This window comes from Allopusillimonas soli, assembly GCF_004153445.1.
GTDB lineage: Bacteria > Pseudomonadota > Gammaproteobacteria > Burkholderiales > Burkholderiaceae_B > Allopusillimonas > Allopusillimonas soli.
Map to the genome: position 1 here is coordinate 470,466 of NZ_SDQC01000001.1, position 22,400 is coordinate 492,865.

Here is a 22,400-nt window from a genome sequence, read left to right on the forward strand (position 1 = left end):
GCCACCTTATTCATTGCCATTATCGGAGTCTCCACATGTCTTCCTCTCCCTCCTTTCATTGGGACGACCCGCTGCTTCTGAACAGCCAGCTCACCGACGAAGAGCGCATGGTGCGCGATGCCGCCCACGCCTATGCCCAGGACAAGCTCGCGACACGCGTCCTGGAAGCATTCCGCAACGAGAAAACAGACCCTGCCATCTTTGCCGAAATGGGCGAACTGGGTCTGCTGGGCGCCACCATTCCTGAAGAATACGGCGGCGCAGGCCTGAATTATGCGTGCTACGGCCTGATTGCCCGCGAGGTCGAGCGTATCGATTCCGGCTATCGGTCCATGATGAGCGTACAGTCTTCCCTCGTCATGGTGCCCATCAACGAGTTCGGCAGCGAGGCGCAGAAGCAGAAGTACTTGCCCAAGCTGGCCCGCGGAGAATGGATAGGCTGCTTCGGCCTGACCGAACCCAACCACGGCTCCGACCCTGGCAGCATGGAAACCCGCGCCGTCAAAGATGGCAGCGGCTACAAGCTAACAGGCAGCAAGATGTGGATCACCAATTCGCCCATTGCCGACGTCTTCGTCGTGTGGGCGAAGGTGGTTGGCGGCGAGGACGACGGCAAAATTCGCGGTTTTATCCTGGAAAAGGGCATGAAAGGCCTGAGCGCTCCTGCCATTCATGGCAAGGTCGGCTTGCGTGCCTCCATTACCGGCGAAATTGTCATGGATGAAGTGCCCGTGGACGCGGAACAGATGCTGCCCGATGTCAAAGGCTTGCGCGGCCCCTTCACCTGCCTGAACTCCGCCCGTTTCGGCATAGCCTGGGGCGCGCTGGGTGCGGCCGAGGCCTGCTGGCACACCGCCCGCCAGTACACCATGGACCGCAAGCAGTTTGGACGCCCGCTCGCCGCCAATCAACTCATTCAGAAAAAACTGGCCGACATGCAGACCGAGATCACGCTTGGGCTGCAGGGCTGCCTGCGCCTTGCGCGCATGAAGGATGAGGGCAGCGCGGCAGTCGAGATCACCTCCATCATGAAGCGCAACTCCTGCGGCAAGGCGCTGGACGTTGCCCGCATGGCTCGCGACATGCTGGGGGGCAATGGCATTTCGGATGAATTCGGCGTTGCCCGCCATCTGGTGAATCTGGAAGTGGTCAACACCTACGAAGGCACCCATGACGTGCACGCGCTCATTCTGGGCCGCGCGCAGACAGGCTTGCAGGCCTTCTTCTGAACAGCGCCTCGGCACGCTGGAGATCGACCGGCGTGTTGATATTGAAAAACGCATCGGAGTCCGCGCTGAATGGCACGGCAAGCGCTTCGATGCGGTCCAGCCACAGCTGCACCTTGCGATCGCCGCGCAGCAGGTAATCGCGTACATCACCGGCCAGATCCGTGCGTGCCACAAGGCACAACGGATGCGCACGCCCGCCGTGCATGACATAGGCGGCGCGCACGCCCGCCCGCCTGGCCGCGGCAGCCAGAATGGCAACCAGATCCACCGGCACATTCACCACATCCACAGGCAGCGCGGCCAGCCATGGCGTCTGCGCGCAAGCCAAGGCGCGCGCCACGCCCGCCAAAGGACCGACATCCTCGCCCAGGGCGGGATCGTCGCGGATAACCGTACCATGAAGCCCATAACGATCCGTCTCGCGATTCGCGCTGATCAGCATGGTTTGGACATATGGCCGCAGGACGCGACAGGCCCCGGCCACCAGCGGCTCTCCGGCCAGCATCAGCAGCCCCTTCTCGCGCCGTGAGACCGGCATTGTCTCGGCTTGCGCAAAAGCGCCGCGGACCGCGGGCTGCGATGAATCCGGTGCGGGCACAGACACGCCACCGCCCTGCATGCGCCGGGCCAATCCGCCGGCCAGCACCACGCCAGTGAGCAGGCTGCGATCCATTACCCGCCTATATAGCTCATTTCGATCTTGCGATGAGCGCTGGATTCCCGTCCACGAATTTCGGAGTAATGGTCATCGCGGCCCGACCAGATATTGGCGATGCGCGCCGCCAGCGCACCGGTATCGGCACCGCTGCGTACCAGCGCGCGAAGGTCATGGCCTCGGTCGGCAAAGAGACAGAGAAAAATACTGCCCTCCGGCGACAGCCGCGCCCGCGTGCAATCGCCGCAGAACGGCTGCGACACACTGGTAATCAAACCGATTTCGCCGCCCCCGTCAACATAGCGCCAGCGCGCCGCCACCTCCCCGCGATAGTCCGCCTTGACGGCCTCCAGGGGAAAATGCGCCCGCAGCAGCCGAAGTATTTCCGCACCGGACAGCACTTCGGCCATGTTCCAGCCATTCGTCGTTCCCACATCCATGAACTCGATAAACCGCAGGACATGGCCTGTGTGGCGGAAGTGGCGCGCCATGGGCACGATCTGGTCGTCGTTCACACCCTTGCGAACAACCATGTTCACCTTGACGGGTGACAGCCCCACTCGCGCCGCTTCGTCAATGCCGCGCAACACCGTCTTGACGCTGATGCGGCTGTCGCTCATGCGCTCGAACAAATGCTCGTCCAATGCATCCAGGCTGACCGTGACCCGCGTCAGCCCCGCATCCCGCAACGCGGCCGCCTTCTTCTCGAGCAATGTACCGTTGGTGGTAAGCGTCAGATCGATGGCTTCACCATCCGGCGTACGCAGCATCGCAAGCATGCCGACCAGGCGTTCCAGATTCTTGCGCATCAAGGGCTCGCCACCCGTAAGCCGGATCTTGCGCACGCCCAGTTGGATGGCCGCCTGCGCAACGCGCGTGATCTCCTCGAAGGTCAGCAGCGAGGCATGCGGCAGGAAGGTATAGTTTCCATCGAACACTTCCCGCGGCATACAGTAGGCGCAGCGGAAATTGCATCGATCGGTGACCGATATGCGCAGGTCACGCAAGGGCCGGCCGCGCCTATCCAATGGCGGAACGCCAGCATGCGAGCCGGGCGACAGCGCGTCCTGCGCAATTTCGCCGTTGGGCGCAAGAAAAATGACTTTGCTCATAACCTCATGATAATCGCTGCACGTTGATTTTGCCGGGCTGCGGCAACACGCCACACACTGTCCCTCATTGCCCGCCTCTGGTCAGGCGCCCGCCAGCGCGGCGGCATAATCGGGCCCGAAAGCCTCTTCCAGCGTCTGCACCTTGCCCATCAAGGCGGCATCATAGCCCACCAGCTGCGATACATAGGCCTGGTATTGCTCGCCATTCATCAGATCCAGCAAGCGCCGCATCTGCGGTTTGCTCAGCGTATCGCGATGGGCGGCAAAGAAATACCGCTCCTCCACCAACGGAATGAAGGCAAGCCCGCATCGCCATGCCGCGGTCTCCACGCCTATGCCCACGTCCGCCATGCCGCTTGCAATATGCGCGGCAATGGCCATATGCGTGAACTCACTGCTGTCGAATCCCTGCACGCGGCTCGTGTCGATGTCCAACTGGCGCAGCATGTAGTCGACCAGATACCGTGTGCTGGATCCGATCTGGCGATTCACGAAACGAACATTGGGATTCACCAGATCGGCCACCGATCTGATCTTCTTGGGATTGTCCGGCTTGACGAACATGCCCGTGTTACGCACAGCCAAGTGAATGAGCACATGGCGCGCCGGATCCAGCCATTGGCTGTAACGCTCGAGTATGGGCAGTTCGAACTCGCCGACAGGCACCTGAAAGCCGGCGAGGTCGCACTCGTCGCGGTCCAGTGAAGCAAGGGCCTCAATGGCCGTGCGGTAGCGCAACTCCAGCGGCGACATATCCAGGCCGTTGGCCAGTTGCATCAGGCCCTCCACCGCAAAGCCATGGCTGGCATGCAGGCGCAGCCTGGGCTGGCTCTCCGGATACAGCCGCTGCAACTCCTCCTGCAACTCCGATGCCATGCTCTCCAGTGTTGGCATGAGCCGCGCATCCACGCGCCGGTTGGCCCAGATCAGGTGCTGCCCGAAGGTCGTCAACTTGGAACCTTGCCTTCGCGATGTTTCGATGAGCGGCGCCTCGAAAGCTTTTTCCGCATTGCGCAGAATACCCCAGCCATGCCGGTAGGACAGGCCACAGGCCTTACAGGCGCCGGCAATATGACCGGTCGCATCCACGGCTGCCAGCAGACGCAAAACCTCGCTGAGCGGCAGCAGGACCCCAGAAGGTTTCTCCAGCACCCACTCAGAACTAAGACGGGCCTTGAAGCGGTAAGTCATGTGTCTCCTCTGCCTTTATATGTTTCATATTGCATATAAGAATTGCCTGCCTGCCAAGTTTATATGTCAATTTTTTCTTATTGAAGCCAAGTGTTTTAGGGGTTAGATTACCTCAACCGCATAAAAAAGGTAATGCTCGCAATACAAGTAAATATGCATTACCAAACATATTAGAGACGATGAGAGCTGTGAAACATGCTCGCATCCAGCAGGAGGAAAACGCCATGCATACGCCCACGGATTCCAGCGAATTCACGCCATCCGACGAAACCGCGCAGCAGATCGCGCGCCAGGTACTAGCCCGCTTCCAGGGCCAAAAAGGCAATCTCTTGCCGGTATTGCACGCCATCCAGCATGTACTGGGCTGTATACCGGCCAGCGCCGTTCCGGTGCTGGCCGAAGGCCTCAGGCTGTCGCGCGCCGAAATACATGGTGTCATCAGCTTCTATCCTCATTTCCGCGAGAAGGCGCCGGCACCCATCGTGCTGGAGATATGCCGGGCGGAGTCCTGCCAGGCCATGGGCAGTGATGCGTTGGCGCAACATGTCCGTGAGCGCCTCGGCTGCGATTTTCATGGCGAATCGCAGGACCGCAGTGTCAGCCTGGAACCTGTTTATTGCCTTGGCTTATGCGCCCAATCGCCAGCCGTAATGATCAACGGAAGGCCTCACGCACGGATCACACCGCAGAAATTGGATACCTTGCTCAAGGCGGAGGGGTGGGCGGCATGAATACTCCTGCTCGCATATTCGTTCCCCGCGATACCGCAGCCATTGCGGTAGGCGCCGATGAGGTCGCAAAAGCAATCGATCTGGAGGCGCGACAGCGCGGCCTGGACATTCATATCGTGCGCAACGGCTCGCGCGGCATGCTCTGGCTGGAACCGCTGGTAGAGGTGGAAACACCGCAAGGCCGCGTCGCATATGGGCCGGTGGAACCTGCCGACGTACCCACCCTGTTCGACGCGGACTGGCTGCAGGGTGGCCACCATCCGCTCGGACACGGTCCAACCGACGACATCCCCTGGCTCAGGAAGCAGGAGCGTCTGACTTTCGCGCGCGTCGGTATCACCGACCCGCTGTCCATCGACGACTACATCGCGCATGGTGGCTTTGCGGGACTGGAGAAAGCGCTGGCGATGACACCGGCGGGCGTCGTGGATGCGGTGACCGAGTCCGGCTTGCGGGGACGCGGTGGCGCGGCCTTCCCCACGGGTATTAAGTGGAAGACGGTCCTGTCCGCCTCGGCGGACCAGAAATACATCGTCTGCAATGCCGATGAAGGAGACTCGGGCACATTCTCCGATCGCATGCTCATGGAGGGAGATCCCTATGCGCTGATCGAAGGGATGATTATTGCCGGTATCGCAGTACAAGCCACTTATGGCTACATCTATGTGCGTTCCGAGTATCCCTGTGCCATCACCGTCCTGGAGGACGCCATCGCTCGCGCACGCGAGACGGGCTGGCTGGGCCAGGATGTGAACGGAAGCGGGCGGGCCTTCGACCTGGAAGTGCGCGTCGGCGCCGGCGCCTATATATGCGGGGAAGAAACCTCGCTGCTCGAAAGCCTTGAGGGCAGGCGCGGCCTGGTGCGCGCCAAGCCGCCGCTGCCGGCGCTCAAGGGCCTGTTCGGACAGCCCACCGTTGTCAATAACGTGATTTCGCTGGCATCCGTGCCCATCGTGCTGGCGCGCGGGGCAGCGTGGTATCGAGACTACGGCATGGGCCGTTCTCGCGGCACCCTGCCCTTCCAGCTTGCCGGCAATCTCAAGCAGGGCGGCCTGGTGGAGAAGGCCTTCGGACTGACGCTGCGCGAACTGCTGTATGACTTTGGCGGCGGCAGCGCAAGCGGACGTCCGCTGCGCGCCGTGCAGGTGGGGGGGCCGCTGGGCGCGTATCTGCCTGAGTCCCAATGGGACGTGCCGCTGGACTATGAGGCCTACGTTGGGATTTCCGCCATGATTGGACACGGCGGCCTGGTTGCCTTCGATGACACGGTCGACATGGCGAAGATGGCCGAATACGCAATGGCGTTCTGCGCCGTCGAGTCCTGCGGCAAATGCACACCATGCCGCATCGGTGCGGTACGCGGCACCGAGGTGATCGAGAAAATCCGCAACAACGACCAGCGCGAGGCGCAGGTGGTGCTGCTGCGCGACCTGTGCGACACCATGCTGTCCGGATCTCTATGTGCGCTTGGCGGCATGACACCCTATCCCGTGCTGTCCGCCCTGGAACATTTCCCCGAAGATTTTGGCCTGCCTGCCGCCACAACGGCGGGCACGCCGGTGGCCTGAAGGAGCCCGACATGCTCGAAACCGTACTCAAGCGCGATCGCGACTTTGGCACGCCCGCATCCACGAGCACCCAGTTGGTGACGCTTACCATAGACGGTGAGGAAATCACGGTGCCGGCCGGTACATCCGTCCTGCGCGCTGCGGCCGAAGCGGGCATCAATATACCCAAGCTGTGTGCATCGGACAATCTGGACGCCTTCGGCTCCTGCCGTCTTTGCCTTGTGCAGATAGAAGGCAAGCGCGGCTACCCGGCTTCCTGCACCACGCCTGTGGAAGCCGGCATGGTGGTTCACACCGAGACCGCCAAGCTGCATGATCTTCGCCGCAATGTGATGGAACTGTACATCTCCGATCACCCGCTCGACTGCCTGACCTGTCCCGCCAATGGCGATTGCGAGCTCCAGGATATGGCAGGCGTGGTCGGCCTGCGCAATGTGCGCTACGGCTACGAAGGCGCCAACCATCTGGACGACGCCACCGATGCATCCAATCCCTATTTCGATTATGACCCGTCCAAATGCATCGTCTGTAGCCGCTGTGTGCGCGCATGCGACGAGGTGCAGGGCACGTTTGCGCTGACGGTGGACGGGCGCGGCTTCGCCTCGCGCATCACCGCCGGCCAGAACGACGGCTTCCTGGGCAGCGAGTGCGTGTCCTGCGGCGCCTGCGTGCAAGCCTGCCCCACGTCGTCGCTGATTGAAAAATCTGTTGTTGAAATGGGCCAGGCGGAACACGCGGTCATCACAACCTGCGCCTATTGCGGCGTGGGCTGCGGCTTCAAGGTCGAAATGAAAGGACAGGAAGTGGTGCGCATGGTGCCGTGGAAGGACGGCAAGGCCAACCGCGGGCACTCATGCGTAAAGGGCCGTTTTGCCTGGGGCTACGCAACGCATAAGGACCGCATGCTCAAGCCCATGATACGCAAACATATTTCCGAGCCATGGCGCGAGGTGAGCTGGGACGAAGCCATACAGTATGCCGCATCGGAAATCCGACGCATCCAGGCCAAGCACGGGCGCGACGCGGTGGGCGGCATTACGTCCTCGCGCTGCACCAATGAGGAAACCTACCTCGTCCAGAAGCTCGTGCGCGCGGCATTCGGCACCAACAACGTGGATACCTGCGCCCGCGTATGCCATTCGCCCACCGGCTATGGCCTGAAGACGACAATCGGCGAGTCTGCGGGCACCCAGACATTCGATTCGGTCATGCACACGGACGTGGTCATTCTGATGGGCGCGAATCCGAGCGCGGCGCATCCCGTGTTCGCTTCGCGCCTCAAGCGGCGCCTGCGTGAAGGCGCCCGGCTCATCGTCATCGACCCGCGCCGCATCGAGCTGGTCAAAACCGCTCACATCAACGCGGCCTATCATCTTCCCGTGCGGCCCGGTGCCAATACAGCGCTGCTGACAGCCATGGCCCATGTGATTGCCACCGAAGGCCTGATAGACGAGGCATTCGTCGCGGAGCGCTGCGAAACGCCAGCATTCGAGCAGTGGCGCGACTTCGTCTCGCTGCAGGAAAACTCACCCGAGGCCATGGAAGCCGAAACCGGCGTGCCCGCGGCCGACCTTCGCGGCGCCGCAAGGCTTTATGCCACCGGCGGCAACGGCTCCATTTACTACGGCCTGGGCGTCACCGAGCACAGCCAGGGTTCCACCACGGTCATGGCCATCGCCAACCTGGCCATGGCAACCGGCAACATCGGCAAGGAAGGCACTGGCGTCAATCCGCTGCGCGGCCAGAACAACGTACAGGGCTCCTGCGACATGGGCTCCTTCCCGCATGAACTGCCCGGCTACCGCCATATCTCCGACCCCGTTGTGCGCGGCGAATTCGAGCGCGACTGGGGCGTGACCCTGCAGGCGGAGCCAGGCCTGCGCCTGCCGAACATGTTCGACGCCGCCGTGTCCGGATCCTTCAAGGGCCTGTACTGCCAAGGCGAGGATATCGTGCAGTCCGACCCCAATACGCAGCATGTGGCAGCCGCGCTCACGGCCATGGAATGCGTCATCGTGCAGGACATATTCCTGAATGAAACCGCAAAGTATGCGCATGTGTTTCTGCCCGGTTCCTCGTTCCTGGAGAAGGATGGCACCTTCATCAACGCCGAGCGCCGCATCTCGCGCGTGCGCAAGGTCATGGAGCCCATGGGCGGCCTGGCCGACTGGGAGGCCACCTGCGCGCTGTCCAACGCCCTGGGCTATCCCATGCACTACAGCCACCCTTCCGAAATCATGGACGAGATTGCACGTCTCACACCAACGTTCGCGGGCGTGTCGTTCCGCCGCATCGAAGAGCTGGGTGGCAGCGTGCAGTGGCCATGCAATGATGCAGCGCCTGAAGGCACGCCCATCATGCATGTGGGCGAGTTCGTGCGTGGCAAAGGCAGGTTCATGATCACGAAGTATGTGCCCAGCGACGAGCGCAGCACCCGTAAATTTCCATTGCTGCTCACCACCGGCCGCATCCTGTCCCAGTACAACGTGGGCGCCCAGACCCGGCGCACGCCAAATGTCGTGTGGCATGACGAGGATATGCTGGAGATACATCCCCATGACGCCGAAGACCGGGGCATTCGCGCCGGCGACATGGTCGCGGTTCAGAGCCGCGCGGGTGAGACCGTGCTGCGTGCCGATGTGACGGACCGGGTGCAGCCTGGCGTCGTCTATACCACCTTCCATTTCCCCGAATCCGGCGCCAACGTGGTCACGACCGACAGCACGGACTGGGCCACCGACTGCCCGGAGTACAAGGTCACGGCCATTCAGGCGCGACGCGTCACCGAGCCTTCGCAATGGCAGGCGCGCTGGGCGCGTTTCAGCGACGCCCAGCTGGAGCTGCTGCGCAAGCGCAAGCGGGAGGGCGAGGATCACGGTGCCGCACCCGGGCCCGAGAAGCCGGCCGTCACGCCGCGAACCGAGCCGGCGTCGCCCGTCACCAGTACGCATGATTGATGGAACAGGCATGAAACGGGAGCAAATAATCGTGCCGGCATGGCGCAACAGCGATGCCCCGGAGGCAGCCAGTTCACGGCAGACACTGGTCATGCGATGCGATGCATCCGGCCTTTCGCAATGCGAGCCCGATGTACTGGCGCAGGAAGTGCCCGTGGCGCTGGCGTTCAACGACATCAGCCATGCCACCTTGCTGGCATCGCCATCGGATCTCGAGGACTTTGCCTATGGCTTTTCCTACACCGAGGGCATCATCCGAGGGCCCGAAGACATCTATGAAATCAATGTGTCCAGCCAGCCTGTCGGTATCGTGCTCAATGTGCGCATTGCCAGTGCCTGCATGCAGCAGCTGAAACTGAGGCGGCGCAATATGGCTGGCAGGACGGGATGCGGTCTCTGCGGTGTTGAAAGCCTCGATGCGGTCGAGCGCGAACTGATGCCCGTGCCGGGGCAATCGGCGCGCTATGACGCCCACGCCCTTTCCGCCGCCGTGACGCAGCTACGCGAACGCCAGCCTCTGCATCAAGCCACCGGCGCCACGCATGCGGCTGGCTGGGCCGCGCTCGACGGTCACATCGACGCGGTGCGCGAGGACGTCGGCCGACACAACGCGCTCGACAAGTTGATTGGCGCGCGACTGCGCCAGGGCCTGTCGTTTTCGGACGGGTTTGCCGCCATATCCAGCCGTGCCAGCTTCGAGATGGTGCAGAAATCGGCTGCCGCCGGCATCGGTGCCCTGATTGCGGTTTCCGCGCCGACGGCCTACGCCGTGGACCTGGCGGACCGCCTGAACCTACTGCTCGCGGGATTCGCCCGCGGCGACCGTTACACAATCTACAGCCATGCCGAGTATCTGCATGATGGGAGCCCAGCATGAATATCGAACACCTCATACGCCTGGCCAATCGCATTGGCGACTTTTTCGAAGCGTTTCCCGACCGTGCCGAGGGCGAGGAAGGCATCGTCAACCATATACAGAAATTCTGGGAGCCGCGCATGCGACGGGCCATGCTTGACTTCCTGGAATCCAGGCCGGACGGACAGTCCGGCAATGCCGGCCTGAACGAGATTGTCTTGCAGGCCATTCTAGCCAACAAGGAGCGGCTCAGGCCCTCCTGACACTCACACATCACTCTGCGTTTCAACCCAGCATCGACCCGCTTTGTGCAGCGTCCCCTCTCACATATTCAGACTCACCCGTCGCCGACAGGCGGCAAGGAGACAAAATGAGTACAGAACATGGCTTTTTCAGCAAGGAACGTATCGTCGCCCCACCCGGCTTCAACAGGTGGATGATTCCGCCGGCAGCCCTGGCCGTCCACCTGTGCATAGGGCAGGCCTATGCGTTCTCAGTATTCAACAATCCCATGACGCGACTTGTGGGCATTACCCAGTCCGCGCCTGAGGACTGGAGCCTGCCTACCCTGGGCTGGATCTTCAGCCTGGCCATACTCTTCCTGGGGCTGTCTGCGGCCTTCGCCGGCAAAATGGCTGGAGGATGTCGGTCCCCGCAAGGCCATGTTCGCGGCGGCGTGCTGCTTCGGGGGCGGCTTCCTGGTGGCTTCGGTCGGCATATCGTGGCATCAGATCTGGCTGGTCTACCTGGGATACGGGGTCCTGGGCGGCATAGGGTTGGGCATAGGCTACGTATCGCCCGTGTCGACACTCATCAAATGGTTTCCGGACAGGCGCGGCATGGCCACCGGCATGGCCATCATGGGATTCGGCGGCGGCGCATTCATCGCATCCCCCATGTCTGTGGCGCTCATGAAGCACTTTTCCAGCCCCACATCCGTAGGTGTCGCGCAGACTTTCGTGGTCATGGGCATTCTGTATTTCATTTCCATGTCCATAGGTGCGCTCGCCATACGCATCCCGGCGAAGGACTGGAAGCCCGAAGGCTGGACGCCTCCCGTCACGCAGAATGCGATGATATCGCGCAATCATGTGCATATCGACCAGGCCCTGAAGACGCCGCAGTTCTGGCTGCTGTGGTGGGCACTGTGCCTGAACGTGACGGCGGGCATCGGCGTGCTTGGCCAAGCTTCGGTGATGATCCAGGAAAGCTTCAAGGGCGCAGTGACGCCGGCTGCCGCCGCCGGTTTCGTCGGCCTGCTATCGCTGGCCAACATGCTGGGGCGATTCTTCTGGGCATCGGTATCCGACTTCCTGGGTCGCAAGAACACCTACTACACCTTTTTCGTCCTGGGCGCCGTGCTCTACTTCATGGTTCCCGGCATGGGATCGGCGGGCAATGTGGCGCTGTTCGTGCTCTTCTATGCCGTCATCATTTCCATGTACGGTGGCGGATTCTCCACCATTCCCGCCTATCTGGCCGATCTCTTCGGCACCCGCTACGTGGGAGGCATCCACGGCCGCATCCTCACCGCATGGGCCGCCGCCGGTATCTTCGGACCGGTGCTGGTGAACTATATCCGCCAATACCAAGTCGACAGCGGCGTGCCGCCGTCCCAAGCCTATACCACCACCATGTACATCATGGCCGGCCTGTTGGTTGTCGGCTTCATCTGCAACATGCTTGTCAAGCCGGTGTCCGCACACCACCACATGAGCGCCGATCAGGGCGATGACGCCGCAATCGGCGATCCAACGAAACTCACGCCCGCCATGGCGGGCTCACTCGGCAACAAGTAAGGAGTCGCCATGAGCACAAAATCGACAACTCCCACCGCCCTGGTCGTCGTCTTCTGGCTGTATGTCGGCATTCCGCTGGTAATCGGCATCTGGGAGACGCTATTGAAGGCGGGCGCGCTATTCAAGTAACTCCACAGACGCAAAAAAGGCCGCAACGCATGCGGCCTTTTTTGCGAACTCCGGCCTGCCGGGAAGCAGGCCGGACGCCCCGGACACACATTAACCCGGGGCGGTTGCCTTCATTGAGGGCCGCGCCGAAAACCCGGCATACCACTCGCCCAGCCCGCCATGCGCCGCACGCCACTCGTAGTCGGCATAGCGGAAATCCAGGTAGCCCAGCGCGCAAGCCAAGGCGATGGTGCCGATATCCACGCGATCGGCAAGTGTTTCGACATGCTGTTCGAAATGCTGCAGGCCGTTGGCGATTTTCTTCATCTGTCCATCGATCCAGGCCTGCCACTGGAATTCGCCCGGCCGCGTCGCCTTTTCGTATCGCGCCAGCAAGGCTGCATCCAGCATGCCGTCGGCCAGCGCCTGTTCGGCAAGCACTTGCCAGCGCAACGCGCCCTCGCGTGGAAACAGGCTGCCACGCCCCAGGTCGTCGAGATACTCGCAGACCACGCGGCTGTCGAACAAGGCCAGGCCCTCGTCGGTCAGCAAGGTGGGAACCTTGCCCAGCGGATTTGCCTGGGCCACGTTCATGTCCATGGTCACAGGACTGGCCGCGCTGTCAAGCTTCTGGATACGGTCGGCGAGGCCCAGCTCGTGCGCGGCCACCATGCATTTGCGCACATAGGGGGAAGATGGCGAATAATAGATTTTCATGCCTATGCCGGCTCCTTCACGCGATAGACCAGCACTGCCGTCTTGGCCAGGCTAAGCACCTTGATGGTGACGCTGCCCAGCAGCAAACGGGACAGGCCGCTGCGTCCATGACTTCCGATGAAGATGAGATCGCATCCTTCTTCCTCGGCGGCCTGCACCAGCCCGTCTGCCACATTGAAGTTGGACACGGACTTGCCTTTGGCCTTAACACCGGCCGTTTCAGCCCGATCGAGTACCGCTTTCAGATATTTCTGAGCCTGCTCCTGCGCGGTCTTGTCGTAGTCTTCATCGGTAATGGCGTAGGCGGCTGCCATGCCATCAAAACCCACCGTGGCCGCAAACGGCTGAGTCACGTAAAGCGCCACGACTTCAGCTCCGGTTTCGCGCGCAAAACATACGCCCTTGTTGGCCGCCTGGGCCGACAGCGCGGAGCCGTCGGTTGGAATAAGAATTTTCTTGAACATGGTGGTAGCCCCCATAGAATGCACTGCCTCCGTAGCTTAACGTCATATGGACAAAATAATACTGGTGAATACTCGGGTGCGCGGACCGGGCGTTTTATGCCCGTCTCAGACGCCGGCCGCTGCCTGGTACAGATGGGTACAGCGCGTGCCCGTGCGGCAGAATGCCAGAACGGGGCCGGGCAACTCCTTGAGCAGCACAGCGAACCGCGCAACATCGTCGGCCGTCATCCCCCCGCTGACCACCGGCTGGTATTCAATTTGCAGGCCGGCCGCCCGGGCTGCCGCCATGACATCCGCCGACAGCGGCTGCTCGGGGCCACCTTCCATATCGGGCCGATTGATAATGACGCTCTTGAACCCGGCGTCGGCGACGGCCTGCATGTCGTCGGGAAAAAGCTGCGGGGCGACCGCGAAATCGTCACTGAGCGCGTTGATCTGAACCGGCATGGATGGCTCCTGGTGTTTAATAAGAGAAGCGCGAAAATATCGCTATATTCAACAAGGAAATAGTATGACCACCTCTCCTGACGTGCAAGTCCGGGATGCGGCCGGCAAAAGCGGTGCAGCGGGCCGTCTCGCAATCCGCGACGCCACACCGGGCGACATGGACGCGGTGCAGCGCATTTACGCGCATCATGTCGAGAACGGAACAGCCACTTTCGAGGAAGCCGCACCATCCGTGCAGGAGATGCGCGCCCGCTTGAATCACATCACCAGCCAGGGCCTTCCTTATCTGGTGGCTGAGCAGGACGGCGTCATAGCGGGCTACTGCTATGCCGGCCAGTACCGCCAGCGCATTGCCTACCGCTATACGCTGGAGAACTCCATTTATCTGGACCCCGACCAGGCGGGCAAGGGCGTGGGCAAGGCGCTGCTCGCCGCCCTGATACGACGTTGCGAGCAAGGCCCATGGCGGCAGATGGTCGCCGTCATCGCAGGCCAGGACAACAAGGCGTCGGTCGCCCTGCATCGCAGTGCCGGCTTCTCGCATGTGGGCATCCAGCCCGCCACCGGCTACAAGTTTGGCCAATGGATAGACGTTGTGTTCATGCAGCGCGCACTCGGCGACGGCGCAGGCACGCAACCCGAGCCCTGGATGCCGCCACAGGCCTGACGCCGCATCTTGACTGCCAATAAGATTACTTTAAAATATATCTTATTGCGCGGTTGCGCCCCATCCAGATACCCACGTCCATGTCCCGAGAAGAACTCTGTACCGAAGCGGAAATCACCACCCTTGTTCATCAGTTTTATGCGCGGGTGCGCGAGGACGCGCTGATAGGCCCTGTTTTCGACGCCCATGTTCACGACTGGGACTCGCACCTGGCCACCATGGTCCGCTTCTGGTCTTCGGTATTGCGGGGCAGCGGCACCTATCGCGGCACGCCCATGCCAAAACATGTCGCCCTGCCTGGCCTGAACCCTGACATGTTCCAACGCTGGCTGGCGCTGTTCCACGAAACCACCGAAACGCTGCCTAATCGTCCTTTCGCCGAGTCCGCCGAGACTGCTGCGCAGCGCATTGCCCGCAGCCTCTGGTATGGCTACCAGATGAGCCGCGACCCCGAGCGCATGCCTTCGGAGCTTTTCAATGGCTGATACCGGCATGCCGGGTGGCCTGGCCTCGGCCGGTTCCAGGCCCGCCATGGCGGCCTTTCTGAGCCTGGGGTTCCGGCCGCTCTATATGGCGGGATGCGCCTGGGCGCTGATCTCCATTGCGGTTTGGATATTCGCGCCCAGCCTGGTGCGCCCGCCCATGTGGGGGCTGGCCTGGCACGCGCACGAAATGCTGTGGGGTTTCATCGCCACCATCGCTGTCGGCTTTCTGTTCACGGCCAGCAACGCATGGACCGGCATCAACCCGCTCAAGGGCGGCTGGCTGGGGATGCTGTGCCTGCTTTGGCTGCTCGCGCGCGCCGGCTATCTGGTCGGCGGCGAGCTGGCCTTCTGGCTGGCCATGGCTTGTGAAACCGCATTTTTCATGCTGGCCAGCCTCTGTGTGCTGCGCGTCGTGGTCAAGAAGCACAGCACGAGAAACTACGGCCTGCCCATGTTGCTGGCGGGACTGTGCGCCGCCAATGTGCTGTATCTGCTGGCCGCGCGCCAGGGCAACTATGTATCGCTCATGCACTATTTCGAGCAAGGGCTATTGTGCATGGCCGTCATCGCGCTGCTTATCGCGCGCCGCGTCATCCCGTTTTTCTCCATGCGCATGGTGCCCGGCCTGCAGATCCCCATGCTGGCCGGCAGCGGCAAGGCGCAGATGGTTCTTGGCGTGGCCGCCATTGCCGCCAGCCTGGCCGGCCTGCGCTGGCCCGCCGCGCTCGCGCTCGCCGCAACCGGCATCATTGCGCTTTGGCAATTGGCGCGCTGGAAGCCTTTGTCGGTCTTGCACAAGCCCATGCTCTGGATTCTCTACCTGGGCTATGTCTCGCTGGCCGTGGGGCTCATCTGGGCCGCCGTCTACACGGCCGGCCTTACGTCCGGGCCACTGTCCAGGGCGGCCACGCACGTACATATCATCGGCGTCGGCGGATTTTCAGTGCTCATCATCGGCATGGTTACGCGCACCGCATTGGGGCATCTTGGCCGGCCGCTGGCGCTGGACCGCAGCATGCTGGCCAGCTACTACCTGATGATCGCCGCCGCCGTGCTGCGATTGGCAGCGCTGTGGCCTTCCACCGCAAGCCTGGGTGTGCTGCATGCCGCGGCACTTTGCTGGATGGCCAGCATGGCCCTGTACCTATGGCGCTTCGTGCCCATGCTGATACGCCCGCGTCCCGATGCACAGTTGCATCGCCCTGCTGTTGCCACGCAGCGGGTAGCGCCCGTAGTCAGGCCAGGCGCCTGAGGCCGACCCGGCTCGTCCGTTATGCGGCTAACCACACTCACCGACTACGCGCTGCGCCTGCTCATGTATGTGGGCAGGCATCCTGATCGTCTGTGTACGATTTCCGAGATCGCCCAGGCCTACGAAATCTCCGAACCCCATCTCATGAAAATCACGCATCTGCTCGCGCAGCGGGGCTGGCTTGAGACTGTACGGGGAAAACATGGCGGCATGCGTCTGGCCCTGGCGCCAAAGAAAATCAATCTGGGCGCCGTTGTGCGCGACACCGAAAACGACCTGCACCTGGTGGAATGCATGGGCGATGCCAACCGGTGCACGCTGCAAGGCCATTGCGCACTGACAGGCATCTTCCAGGAAGCGTTGGATGCCTTCATGGCACGACTGGATAACCATACCCTGGCCGACATACTGCCCGCGCCGTCCACGGGCGCCGACATGATGGCGCCCGTGGAGCATGTCGTGAAGTTTGCTGGAGGTTGACGCCTGATTCCGCTGTGGCCGCTACACGCGGTCGCAGCGTACTGTAATGGGATGCTCGCGCAGCAGCGACATGATTTTGTCGTCTACCTTGCCCTCGACATCGGAAATCGCATAGCCAATCTGGCCGCGCGTCTGCAGCTGCTGGCTGACGATGTTCAGCCCTTGTTCCGCCATGAGATTGCTCAGCGTGCCGATCGCACCGGGCAGGTTGCGATGGACATGCAGAATGCGCGCCTCGCCGGCCGGCTCCTGATAGGAAATCTCGGGGAAATTGACCGCCCCCTTGCTGGTGCCGGTCTGCAGGAAGCGCGACAGCTTCTCGGCAACCTCGCGCCCGATGTTTTCCTGGGATTCCTGTGTGCTGCCGCCAATGTGCGGCGTAAGAATGACATTGCGCATGCCGATCAGCGGGCTTTGCAGCGGCTCGTTGCGACTCTTGGGCTCCGAGGGAAAGACGTCCAGCGCCGCGCCGGAAAGATGGCCGGACTTGAGCGCCGCATGCAGGGCCTCGATGTCCACCACCGTGCCGCGTGAGGCATTGATAAGGATGGCGCCCTTCTTCATGGCGCGAATGGCCGCCTCGTTCATGATATTTTCGGTGGCTTTGCCGCCCGGCACATGCAGCGTGACGACGTCCGACTGTCCCAGGAGCTTTTCCAGGGATGTGGTGGCGCGCGCATTGCCCAGCGGCAGCTTTGCCTCGACATCGTGGAAGATGACACGCATGCCGGCGGTTTCGGCCAGCGTGCCCACCTGCGAACCGATGTTGCCGTAGCCGATGATACCCAGTGTCTTGCCGCGCGCCTCGAAGGCGCCGTCGGCCGTCTTGTCCCAGAAGCCCTGGTGCACGCGGTCGTTCTTCTCGGGAATGCGGCGCAATAACAGAATGGCCTCGCCCAGCACTAGCTCGGCCACCGAACGGGTGTTGGAAAACGGCGCATTGAATACAGGAACGCCACGCATCATGGCTGCGTCGAGATCGACCTGATTGGTGCCGATGCAGAAGCAGCCCACCAACTGCAGGTCCTGCGCCTGGGCAATGATATCGGCATCCAGCTGCGTACGAGACCGTATGCCCAGCACATGCGCGCCTCGCACCGCCTCCCGCAGCTCGTCGTGAGGGAGTGCCGAGACGTGCGTGACGACATCATCGAAACCAGCGGCGTTAAAGACCTCCTTGGCGCTTGGATGGATGTTTTCAAAGAGAACGATGCGAGTCATTGAATTTCCGGGAATTGCTGAAAAATGAGGGGAAACGATTATTGTGGACTATTTTGGGACTGAATGCAGGGACAACCCCGCTGAGGCAATGGGAAAGTTCGATGTGCCATACGGACAACAAAGGGACAACAAAGCGCTAATTGTCGGGCGCGCATTGCCGGGCAGCCCGATCTGCCGGGGTACAATAATCGCTTTACAGGCGACGTTGGCGCGACTTGGCCTAACGCGGCTCGGCCTAACGCGGCCCGGCCTCTACACAATGGGATGCAAAGCGGGGAAGCAGACATGGCAATCAAGGTATTCATCGATGGGGCAGCCGGCACGACAGGGCTGCAAATTCGCGACCGCATGGCCGCGGAAACCCAATTCGAGGTCGTGCAGCTGGAGGGTGAGGACCGCAAGTCACCCGAGGCACGCGCCCGTGCGCTGAATTCCGCCGACTTCGCCATCCTGTGCCTGCCCGACGCCGCCGCGCGCGAGGCCGTGCAAATGATAGACAGCGACGTGCGTGTCATCGACGCAAGCTCCGCGCATCGCACCTCGAAAGAGTGGGTCTACGGCTTGCCGGAACTTTCGGCTGAACAAGCCGAAGCCATCCGCGGCGCCAAGCTGGTATCCAATCCTGGCTGTTATCCCACCGGCGCCATTCTGCTCATGCGCCCCCTGGTCGATGCCGGCATCCTGCCTCCATCCTTCCCCGCACCCGTGGTGGCCGTTTCAGGATACTCCGGCGCAGGCAACAGCCTGATCAAAGAGTACGAGGACGCCAGGGCGAGCGGTGCCGACATCGCGCCCCTGCGTGGCTATGCGCTCACCATGGGCCACAAGCATCTGCCTGAAATGCAGGCCTATTCGGGGCTGGCCTCCGCGCCAAACTTCATGCCCATGGTCGGCGCCTATGCGCAAGGCATTCTGCTGTACATCCCTTTTCATGCCTCCGCACTGGCGCGCCCGGCAAGCAAGGACGACCTGCACGCTGTGCTTTCGCGCCACTACCAGGACAGCCCTTTCATCAGCGTACAGCCGCTGATCGAGGCCGGATCCACAGAGTATCTGCGCCCCGACGCGCTGAACAACACCAACAAGGTCCACTTGTACGTGCTGTCCAATGCGGACGAATCCCAATTCACGCTGGCTGCGGTCTATGACAACCTCGGCAAGGGCGCTTCGGGCGCAGCCCTGCAGAATCTCAAGCTCATGGCCGGCGTATAGCGCAGAACCGCGGTTGCGGGCTCACGCAAGCGCGGTTCGAACCATGCCGCAAGCCGCCCTTCAAGCCACCTGCGGTGTAGCGTGCCGTCCCCGATCGATGCCCAGCACCATCACGGCGGCCACGATACATAGCATCCCGGCAATGAAAAAAGCGGGCAGGTAGCTCGACAGTACCGTACGCGAGAGTCCTGCGCCATAGGCAGCAGTCGCTGCACCTATCTGGTGACTGGCAAAAACCCATCCGAACACCAGGCCCGCCTTCTCCGCGCCAAACCGATGCGCAATGAGCTTGACTGTGGGCGGCACTGTCGCGATCCAGTCCAGGCCGTAGAACACGGCAAATAACGACAAGCCATAAAAAGTGAAATCCGAGAACGGCAGCAGCGCCAGTGAAATGCCGCGCAGGCCGTAGTACCAGAACAGCAGCCAGCGATTGTCGTAGCGATCGGAAAGCCAGCCCGAGCCGACCGTGCCAATGAAATCAAACAACCCCATCATGGCCAACACGCCCGCTGCCGCCACGGGCGCTATGCCGTAGTCACCGCAAAGCGCGACAAAGTGCGTTTGTATCAAGCCATTGGTACTGGCACCGCAAATAAAAAACGATCCGGCCAGTATCCAGAACGCCGGCACCCCCGCCGCCTCCTTCAACACCCGTATCGGAGAAAGCATATGGTCTCTCAAGCTCATGCCATCGCTCGCGGGCGGCGCAACGGCCGCCTCGCCATACACAGGCAGGCCGAGATCGGCGGGACGATCGCGCATCAGAAGAATGGCCACAACCGCAGCCACCAACAGCACAGCGCACACAAACATGACGGTGGCGCGCCAGCCATGGCGCTCCGTCAGCTCCGCCATGAGAGGCAGAAACAGCAGTTGACCAGTGGCCGAACTGGCGGCGAGCAAGCCCATGACCAGCCCGCGCCGATGCACAAACCATCGCGCAGCCACTGTTGCCGCAAGCACCATGGCCACAAGGCCGGTGCCCACACCGATTACGATGCCCCACAACAACAACAGTTGCCATAGCTGCGTCATGAACATGGAACCGAGGTAGCCTGCAGAGATCAACAGCATTGCCGTGCCAACAATGGCCCGCAAGCCGAAGCGATTGATGAATGCGGCCGCAAACGGTCCCAATGCGCCGAAGAGAATCAACCTGATGGCCAATGCGAAAGAGACCTCGGCAGCACTCCAGCCGAATTCTTTCTGCAGTGGTACGATCAATACACCCGGTGCGCCCACTGCGGCTGCCGCAACCAACATGGTCAGAAATGTGGCGGCAACCATCACCCATCCGTAATGAATATTGCGACGCGACAGCATGGCGGCTAATGCGCTTGAAATCATGAAACGGCTCCGGGCGGTATCGGATTTTTTAGATGATGATTGACATCAATATTATCATATTGATGATGACCATCATATGATTAACAAACAACACGTTGTCAGCGGGAATCACTATGCGTGTCACCAAAGAACAATTCGCCGAGAATCGGGAACATATTCTGGTTGCCGCCGGAGAGCTGTTCCGCGAGAAGGGCTTCGACGGCATCAGTATTGCGGAGGTCATGAAGGCAGCCGGCCTGACTCATGGCGGCTTCTATCGCCACTTCGAGTCCAAGGAAGACCTTTTGTCCAAGGCCTGCGAGGCCGTGCTCGAGGGCGGCGCGCAGCGCTGGGCGCAGACCGCGCAGGCTGAACCTGACAAGGCGTTGGACATCATTGCCCAGCGCTATCTGTCGGAAGCCCATCTCGAAAGCCCCGGCAAGGGCTGCATCTATGCCACCATGGCCAGTGACGCCGCACGCCAGTCGGACGCGATCCGCACCGCATTCGGCAATGGCCTGCAGGCCATGCTTGGCGTCCTTGCGCGCATTGTGCCGTGCCGCTCGCGCGCCGCCCGCCGCAAGCGGGCCATCGTCACCATGTCCCAGTTGGTAGGGGCCATGGTGCTGGCGCGCGCGGTGAACGATCCCGTGCTCGCCAGGGAGATTCTTTCGGCAAGCGCCAATGATATCAAGACCCGCGAAAGCGACTGACCAGCGCGCGCCATGCGCATCGGGTCAATGGCTGTGAATGCGAGGGAGGACTATGAGCGACGAACCCTTACGGCGAATCAGCACGCTGACCCTGGCGCACTACGATGCGAATGCGGACAGCTTCCAGGCCGGTACACGCGATCATGACGTCAGCCAGAATATTGCCGCCCTGCTGCGCCATATCGAGGCAGCGCCTCCCTATACCCTGCTGGATGTGGGCTGCGGCCCCGGCCGAGATCTGAAAACGTTCACTGCCATGGGACATCGCGCCATCGGCCTGGATGGCGCGGCGCGGTTTGTGAAAATGGCCCGCCGGGAATCCGGTTGCGAAGTGTGGCAGCAGGACCTCTTCCATCCCGATTTACCGCCAGGCTTCTTCGACGGCATCTTTGCCAACGCAGTGCTTTTTCATGTGCCCACCCGGATCCTGCCCAAAGTCCTCAAGGCCTTGCGCGCCTCACTAAAGCCCGGCGGCGTGCTCTTCTCCTCCAACCCACGAGGGAATAACCACGAGGGCTGGCATGGCTCGCGCTACGGCGCGTATCATGATCTGGCTGGATGGCGGGCCTTGATGCGCCACGCGGGCTTTGAGGAACTGGAGCACTACTACCGCCCCGAAGGCCTGCCCAGGGAACAGCAGCCCTGGCTGGCCAGCGTGTGGCGGCGCACGCTCAGCCCGCCTGTGCCGGCAGATCGGGAATGAGGCGACGGCCCAAGCTCACAGCCTCGTCCTGCGCGTAGCCAAGGCTTTCATAAAAGGCGATGACCTGCGTGTTGGTGTTGCGAACCAACAGATTGATCTTGGGGCAGCCGCGCTCGATCAACAGCCGTTCGGCTTCACGCATCAGCGCCTTGCCATGGGACTGACCGCGGAATGCCGGATCCACCGCCAGGTAATACACCCAGCCGCGATGGCCATCGAAGCCCACCATGGCGGTCGCCATGACGCGCCCCGCTTCCGTGCCGACGAGAAACAGCTCCGGCTGCTCGGTCAGTTTGCGCTCAATATCGCGATGCGGATTATTCCACGGGCGGATAAGCCCGCACGCATTCCACAGCGCGACAACGGACGCTTCGTCCCTGGATTGATATGGTCTGATTTCCATGATACGGAGGCCTTCCAATGTGCAGGCGAAATATCTTATCCGTGTTTCGCGCCGCCGGCAAAATACGGCGATCATGTCTTTTGTCTGCGTTCGATGCTACA

At 61.8% G+C, this 22,400-nt stretch carries 23 protein-coding genes and 1 pseudogene; 15 read left to right on the forward strand and 9 right to left on the reverse strand.

The window, feature by feature from the left end:
• The first annotated feature begins 35 nt into the window (after positions 1-35).
• Positions 36-1,229, forward strand: a complete 1,194-nt coding sequence (locus ERD78_RS02275) for an acyl-CoA dehydrogenase (protein WP_129967637.1) — start codon at positions 36-38, stop codon at positions 1,227-1,229.
• Here the strand turns inward: ERD78_RS02275 and mobA are convergent.
• The 3 genes from mobA to ERD78_RS02290 form a co-directional block, all read right to left on the reverse strand.
• Positions 1,186-1,902, reverse strand: a complete 717-nt coding sequence (mobA, locus tag ERD78_RS02280; RefSeq protein ID WP_129967639.1) for a molybdenum cofactor guanylyltransferase — start codon at positions 1,900-1,902, stop codon at positions 1,186-1,188. The genes ERD78_RS02275 and mobA overlap by 44 nt on opposite strands.
• Positions 1,902-2,996 carry a GTP 3',8-cyclase MoaA gene (gene moaA, locus ERD78_RS02285; RefSeq protein WP_129967641.1) on the reverse strand — a complete coding sequence of 365 codons (1,095 nt, stop codon included), beginning with the start codon at positions 2,994-2,996 and terminating at the stop codon, positions 1,902-1,904. Before moaA ends, mobA begins: the two co-directional genes overlap by 1 nt.
• A gap of 81 nt (positions 2,997-3,077) precedes the next feature.
• The gene (locus ERD78_RS02290; protein WP_129967643.1) at positions 3,078-4,187 is read right to left on the reverse strand and encodes a substrate-binding domain-containing protein; all 1,110 of its coding nucleotides are present in this window, start codon (positions 4,185-4,187) and stop codon (positions 3,078-3,080) included.
• A 224-nt stretch (positions 4,188-4,411) separates the two neighbouring features.
• On the opposite strand from ERD78_RS02290, the gene ERD78_RS02295 reads away from it, so the two are divergent.
• The 7 genes and pseudogenes from ERD78_RS02295 (at position 4,412) to ERD78_RS19880 (ending at position 12,227) form a co-directional block, all read left to right on the forward strand.
• Entirely contained in the window at positions 4,412-4,918 is a 507-nt protein-coding gene (locus tag ERD78_RS02295; protein ID WP_129967645.1) for a formate dehydrogenase subunit gamma, read from the forward strand.
• Complete coding sequence (locus tag ERD78_RS02300; protein ID WP_129967647.1) at positions 4,915-6,486, forward strand: formate dehydrogenase beta subunit; 1,572 nt, start codon at positions 4,915-4,917, stop codon at positions 6,484-6,486. Before ERD78_RS02295 ends, ERD78_RS02300 begins: the two co-directional genes overlap by 4 nt.
• An 11-nt stretch (positions 6,487-6,497) precedes the next feature.
• Positions 6,498-9,443 (forward strand): formate dehydrogenase subunit alpha, encoded by a 2,946-nt coding sequence (gene fdhF / locus ERD78_RS02305; RefSeq protein ID WP_129967649.1) that lies wholly within the window; start codon positions 6,498-6,500, stop codon positions 9,441-9,443.
• A 10-nt stretch (positions 9,444-9,453) separates the two neighbouring features.
• Positions 9,454-10,320: a formate dehydrogenase accessory sulfurtransferase FdhD gene (gene fdhD, locus ERD78_RS02310; protein WP_245152297.1), complete on the forward strand. Its 867-nt coding sequence runs from the start codon at positions 9,454-9,456 to the stop codon at positions 10,318-10,320.
• The gene (locus ERD78_RS02315) at positions 10,317-10,562 is read left to right on the forward strand and encodes a formate dehydrogenase subunit delta (RefSeq protein WP_129967651.1); all 246 of its coding nucleotides are present in this window, start codon (positions 10,317-10,319) and stop codon (positions 10,560-10,562) included. Before fdhD ends, ERD78_RS02315 begins: the two co-directional genes overlap by 4 nt.
• 107 nt (positions 10,563-10,669) lie before the next feature.
• A pseudogene (locus tag ERD78_RS02320) lies at positions 10,670-12,098 on the forward strand (L-lactate MFS transporter).
• A 9-nt stretch (positions 12,099-12,107) separates the two neighbouring features.
• The gene (locus tag ERD78_RS19880) at positions 12,108-12,227 is read left to right on the forward strand and encodes an MFS transporter small subunit (protein ID WP_209019932.1); all 120 of its coding nucleotides are present in this window, start codon (positions 12,108-12,110) and stop codon (positions 12,225-12,227) included.
• Positions 12,228-12,317: 90 nt separating this feature from the next.
• On the opposite strand, the gene ERD78_RS02325 is transcribed toward ERD78_RS19880, so the two are convergent.
• From ERD78_RS02325 to ERD78_RS02335, 3 genes are all read right to left on the reverse strand, one after another.
• Positions 12,318-12,923: a glutathione S-transferase gene (locus tag ERD78_RS02325; protein WP_129967653.1), complete on the reverse strand. Its 606-nt coding sequence runs from the start codon at positions 12,921-12,923 to the stop codon at positions 12,318-12,320.
• A gap of 2 nt (positions 12,924-12,925) precedes the next feature.
• Complete coding sequence (locus ERD78_RS02330; protein ID WP_129967655.1) at positions 12,926-13,387, reverse strand: universal stress protein; 462 nt, start codon at positions 13,385-13,387, stop codon at positions 12,926-12,928.
• A 105-nt stretch (positions 13,388-13,492) separates the two neighbouring features.
• Positions 13,493-13,834, reverse strand: coding sequence for a protein tyrosine phosphatase family protein (locus tag ERD78_RS02335; RefSeq protein ID WP_129967657.1), 342 nt, complete (start codon positions 13,832-13,834; stop codon positions 13,493-13,495).
• 64 nt (positions 13,835-13,898) lie between these two features.
• Between ERD78_RS02335 and ERD78_RS02340 the strand changes: the two genes are divergently transcribed.
• From ERD78_RS02340 to ERD78_RS02355, 4 genes are all read left to right on the forward strand, one after another.
• Positions 13,899-14,501: a GNAT family N-acetyltransferase gene (locus ERD78_RS02340; protein ID WP_129967659.1), complete on the forward strand. Its 603-nt coding sequence runs from the start codon at positions 13,899-13,901 to the stop codon at positions 14,499-14,501.
• Positions 14,502-14,581: 80 nt separating this feature from the next.
• Entirely contained in the window at positions 14,582-14,986 is a 405-nt protein-coding gene (locus tag ERD78_RS02345; protein WP_129967661.1) for a group III truncated hemoglobin, read from the forward strand.
• Entirely contained in the window at positions 14,979-16,238 is a 1,260-nt protein-coding gene (locus ERD78_RS02350; protein WP_129967663.1) for an NnrS family protein, read from the forward strand. The genes ERD78_RS02345 and ERD78_RS02350 overlap by 8 nt, the downstream gene beginning before the upstream one ends.
• A 21-nt stretch (positions 16,239-16,259) precedes the next feature.
• Complete coding sequence (locus ERD78_RS02355) at positions 16,260-16,718, forward strand: RrF2 family transcriptional regulator (protein ID WP_129967665.1); 459 nt, start codon at positions 16,260-16,262, stop codon at positions 16,716-16,718.
• Between the two features lie 21 nt (positions 16,719-16,739).
• Here the strand turns inward: ERD78_RS02355 and serA are convergent, their stop codons facing one another.
• Positions 16,740-17,939 carry a phosphoglycerate dehydrogenase gene (serA, locus tag ERD78_RS02360; RefSeq protein WP_129967667.1) on the reverse strand — a complete coding sequence of 400 codons (1,200 nt, stop codon included), beginning with the start codon at positions 17,937-17,939 and terminating at the stop codon, positions 16,740-16,742.
• A 285-nt stretch (positions 17,940-18,224) separates the two neighbouring features.
• Between serA and argC the strand changes: the two genes are divergently transcribed.
• Positions 18,225-19,151, forward strand: a complete 927-nt coding sequence (argC, locus tag ERD78_RS02365; protein ID WP_129967668.1) for an N-acetyl-gamma-glutamyl-phosphate reductase — start codon at positions 18,225-18,227, stop codon at positions 19,149-19,151.
• Positions 19,152-19,211: 60 nt separating this feature from the next.
• Here argC and ERD78_RS02370 read toward each other — a convergent pair whose 3' ends face one another.
• Positions 19,212-20,501 (reverse strand): MFS transporter, encoded by a 1,290-nt coding sequence (locus ERD78_RS02370; protein WP_129967669.1) that lies wholly within the window; start codon positions 20,499-20,501, stop codon positions 19,212-19,214.
• A gap of 113 nt (positions 20,502-20,614) precedes the next feature.
• Here ERD78_RS02370 and ERD78_RS02375 point away from each other — a divergent pair, with 113 nt between their 5' ends.
• Both ERD78_RS02375 and ERD78_RS02380 read left to right on the forward strand, forming a co-directional pair.
• Positions 20,615-21,193 carry a TetR/AcrR family transcriptional regulator gene (locus ERD78_RS02375; RefSeq protein WP_129967670.1) on the forward strand — a complete coding sequence of 193 codons (579 nt, stop codon included), beginning with the start codon at positions 20,615-20,617 and terminating at the stop codon, positions 21,191-21,193.
• A 52-nt stretch (positions 21,194-21,245) separates the two neighbouring features.
• On the forward strand, positions 21,246-21,896 hold the full coding sequence (locus tag ERD78_RS02380) for a class I SAM-dependent methyltransferase (RefSeq protein ID WP_245152298.1): 651 nt from the start codon (positions 21,246-21,248) through the stop codon (positions 21,894-21,896).
• On the opposite strand, the gene ERD78_RS02385 is transcribed toward ERD78_RS02380, so the two are convergent.
• Entirely contained in the window at positions 21,865-22,299 is a 435-nt protein-coding gene (locus ERD78_RS02385; protein ID WP_129967672.1) for a GNAT family acetyltransferase, read from the reverse strand. The genes ERD78_RS02380 and ERD78_RS02385 overlap by 32 nt on opposite strands.
• Positions 22,300-22,400: the final 101 nt, after the last annotated feature.

Excerpts from the sequence above, each read along its gene's own strand:
- moaA (WP_129967641.1), bottom strand. The coding sequence starts at position 2,996 with ATGAGCAAAGTCATTTTTCTTGCGCCCAACGGCGAAATTGCGCAGGAC.
- argC (WP_129967668.1), top strand. The coding sequence starts at position 18,225 with ATGGCAATCAAGGTATTCATCGATGGGGCAGCCGGCACGACAGGGCTG.
- ERD78_RS02380 (WP_245152298.1), top strand. The coding sequence starts at position 21,246 with ATGAGCGACGAACCCTTACGGCGAATCAGCACGCTGACCCTGGCGCAC.
- ERD78_RS02335 (WP_129967657.1), bottom strand. The coding sequence starts at position 13,834 with ATGCCGGTTCAGATCAACGCGCTCAGTGACGATTTCGCGGTCGCCCCG.
- ERD78_RS02330 (WP_129967655.1), bottom strand. The coding sequence starts at position 13,387 with ATGTTCAAGAAAATTCTTATTCCAACCGACGGCTCCGCGCTGTCGGCC.
- ERD78_RS02315 (WP_129967651.1), top strand. The coding sequence starts at position 10,317 with ATGAATATCGAACACCTCATACGCCTGGCCAATCGCATTGGCGACTTT.
- serA (WP_129967667.1), bottom strand. The coding sequence starts at position 17,939 with ATGACTCGCATCGTTCTCTTTGAAAACATCCATCCAAGCGCCAAGGAG.
- ERD78_RS02370 (WP_129967669.1), bottom strand. The coding sequence starts at position 20,501 with ATGATTTCAAGCGCATTAGCCGCCATGCTGTCGCGTCGCAATATTCAT.
- ERD78_RS02295 (WP_129967645.1), top strand. The coding sequence starts at position 4,412 with ATGCATACGCCCACGGATTCCAGCGAATTCACGCCATCCGACGAAACC.
- ERD78_RS02350 (WP_129967663.1), top strand. The coding sequence starts at position 14,979 with ATGGCTGATACCGGCATGCCGGGTGGCCTGGCCTCGGCCGGTTCCAGG.
- ERD78_RS02375 (WP_129967670.1), top strand. The coding sequence starts at position 20,615 with ATGCGTGTCACCAAAGAACAATTCGCCGAGAATCGGGAACATATTCTG.
- ERD78_RS19880 (WP_209019932.1), top strand. The coding sequence starts at position 12,108 with ATGAGCACAAAATCGACAACTCCCACCGCCCTGGTCGTCGTCTTCTGG.
- ERD78_RS02385 (WP_129967672.1), bottom strand. The coding sequence starts at position 22,299 with ATGGAAATCAGACCATATCAATCCAGGGACGAAGCGTCCGTTGTCGCG.
- mobA (WP_129967639.1), bottom strand. The coding sequence starts at position 1,902 with ATGGATCGCAGCCTGCTCACTGGCGTGGTGCTGGCCGGCGGATTGGCC.
- ERD78_RS02275 (WP_129967637.1), top strand. The coding sequence starts at position 36 with ATGTCTTCCTCTCCCTCCTTTCATTGGGACGACCCGCTGCTTCTGAAC.
- fdhD (WP_245152297.1), top strand. The coding sequence starts at position 9,454 with ATGAAACGGGAGCAAATAATCGTGCCGGCATGGCGCAACAGCGATGCC.
- ERD78_RS02345 (WP_129967661.1), top strand. The coding sequence starts at position 14,582 with ATGTCCCGAGAAGAACTCTGTACCGAAGCGGAAATCACCACCCTTGTT.
- ERD78_RS02325 (WP_129967653.1), bottom strand. The coding sequence starts at position 12,923 with ATGAAAATCTATTATTCGCCATCTTCCCCCTATGTGCGCAAATGCATG.
- ERD78_RS02340 (WP_129967659.1), top strand. The coding sequence starts at position 13,899 with ATGACCACCTCTCCTGACGTGCAAGTCCGGGATGCGGCCGGCAAAAGC.
- fdhF (WP_129967649.1), top strand. The coding sequence starts at position 6,498 with ATGCTCGAAACCGTACTCAAGCGCGATCGCGACTTTGGCACGCCCGCA.
- ERD78_RS02300 (WP_129967647.1), top strand. The coding sequence starts at position 4,915 with ATGAATACTCCTGCTCGCATATTCGTTCCCCGCGATACCGCAGCCATT.
- ERD78_RS02290 (WP_129967643.1), bottom strand. The coding sequence starts at position 4,187 with ATGACTTACCGCTTCAAGGCCCGTCTTAGTTCTGAGTGGGTGCTGGAG.
- ERD78_RS02355 (WP_129967665.1), top strand. The coding sequence starts at position 16,260 with ATGCGGCTAACCACACTCACCGACTACGCGCTGCGCCTGCTCATGTAT.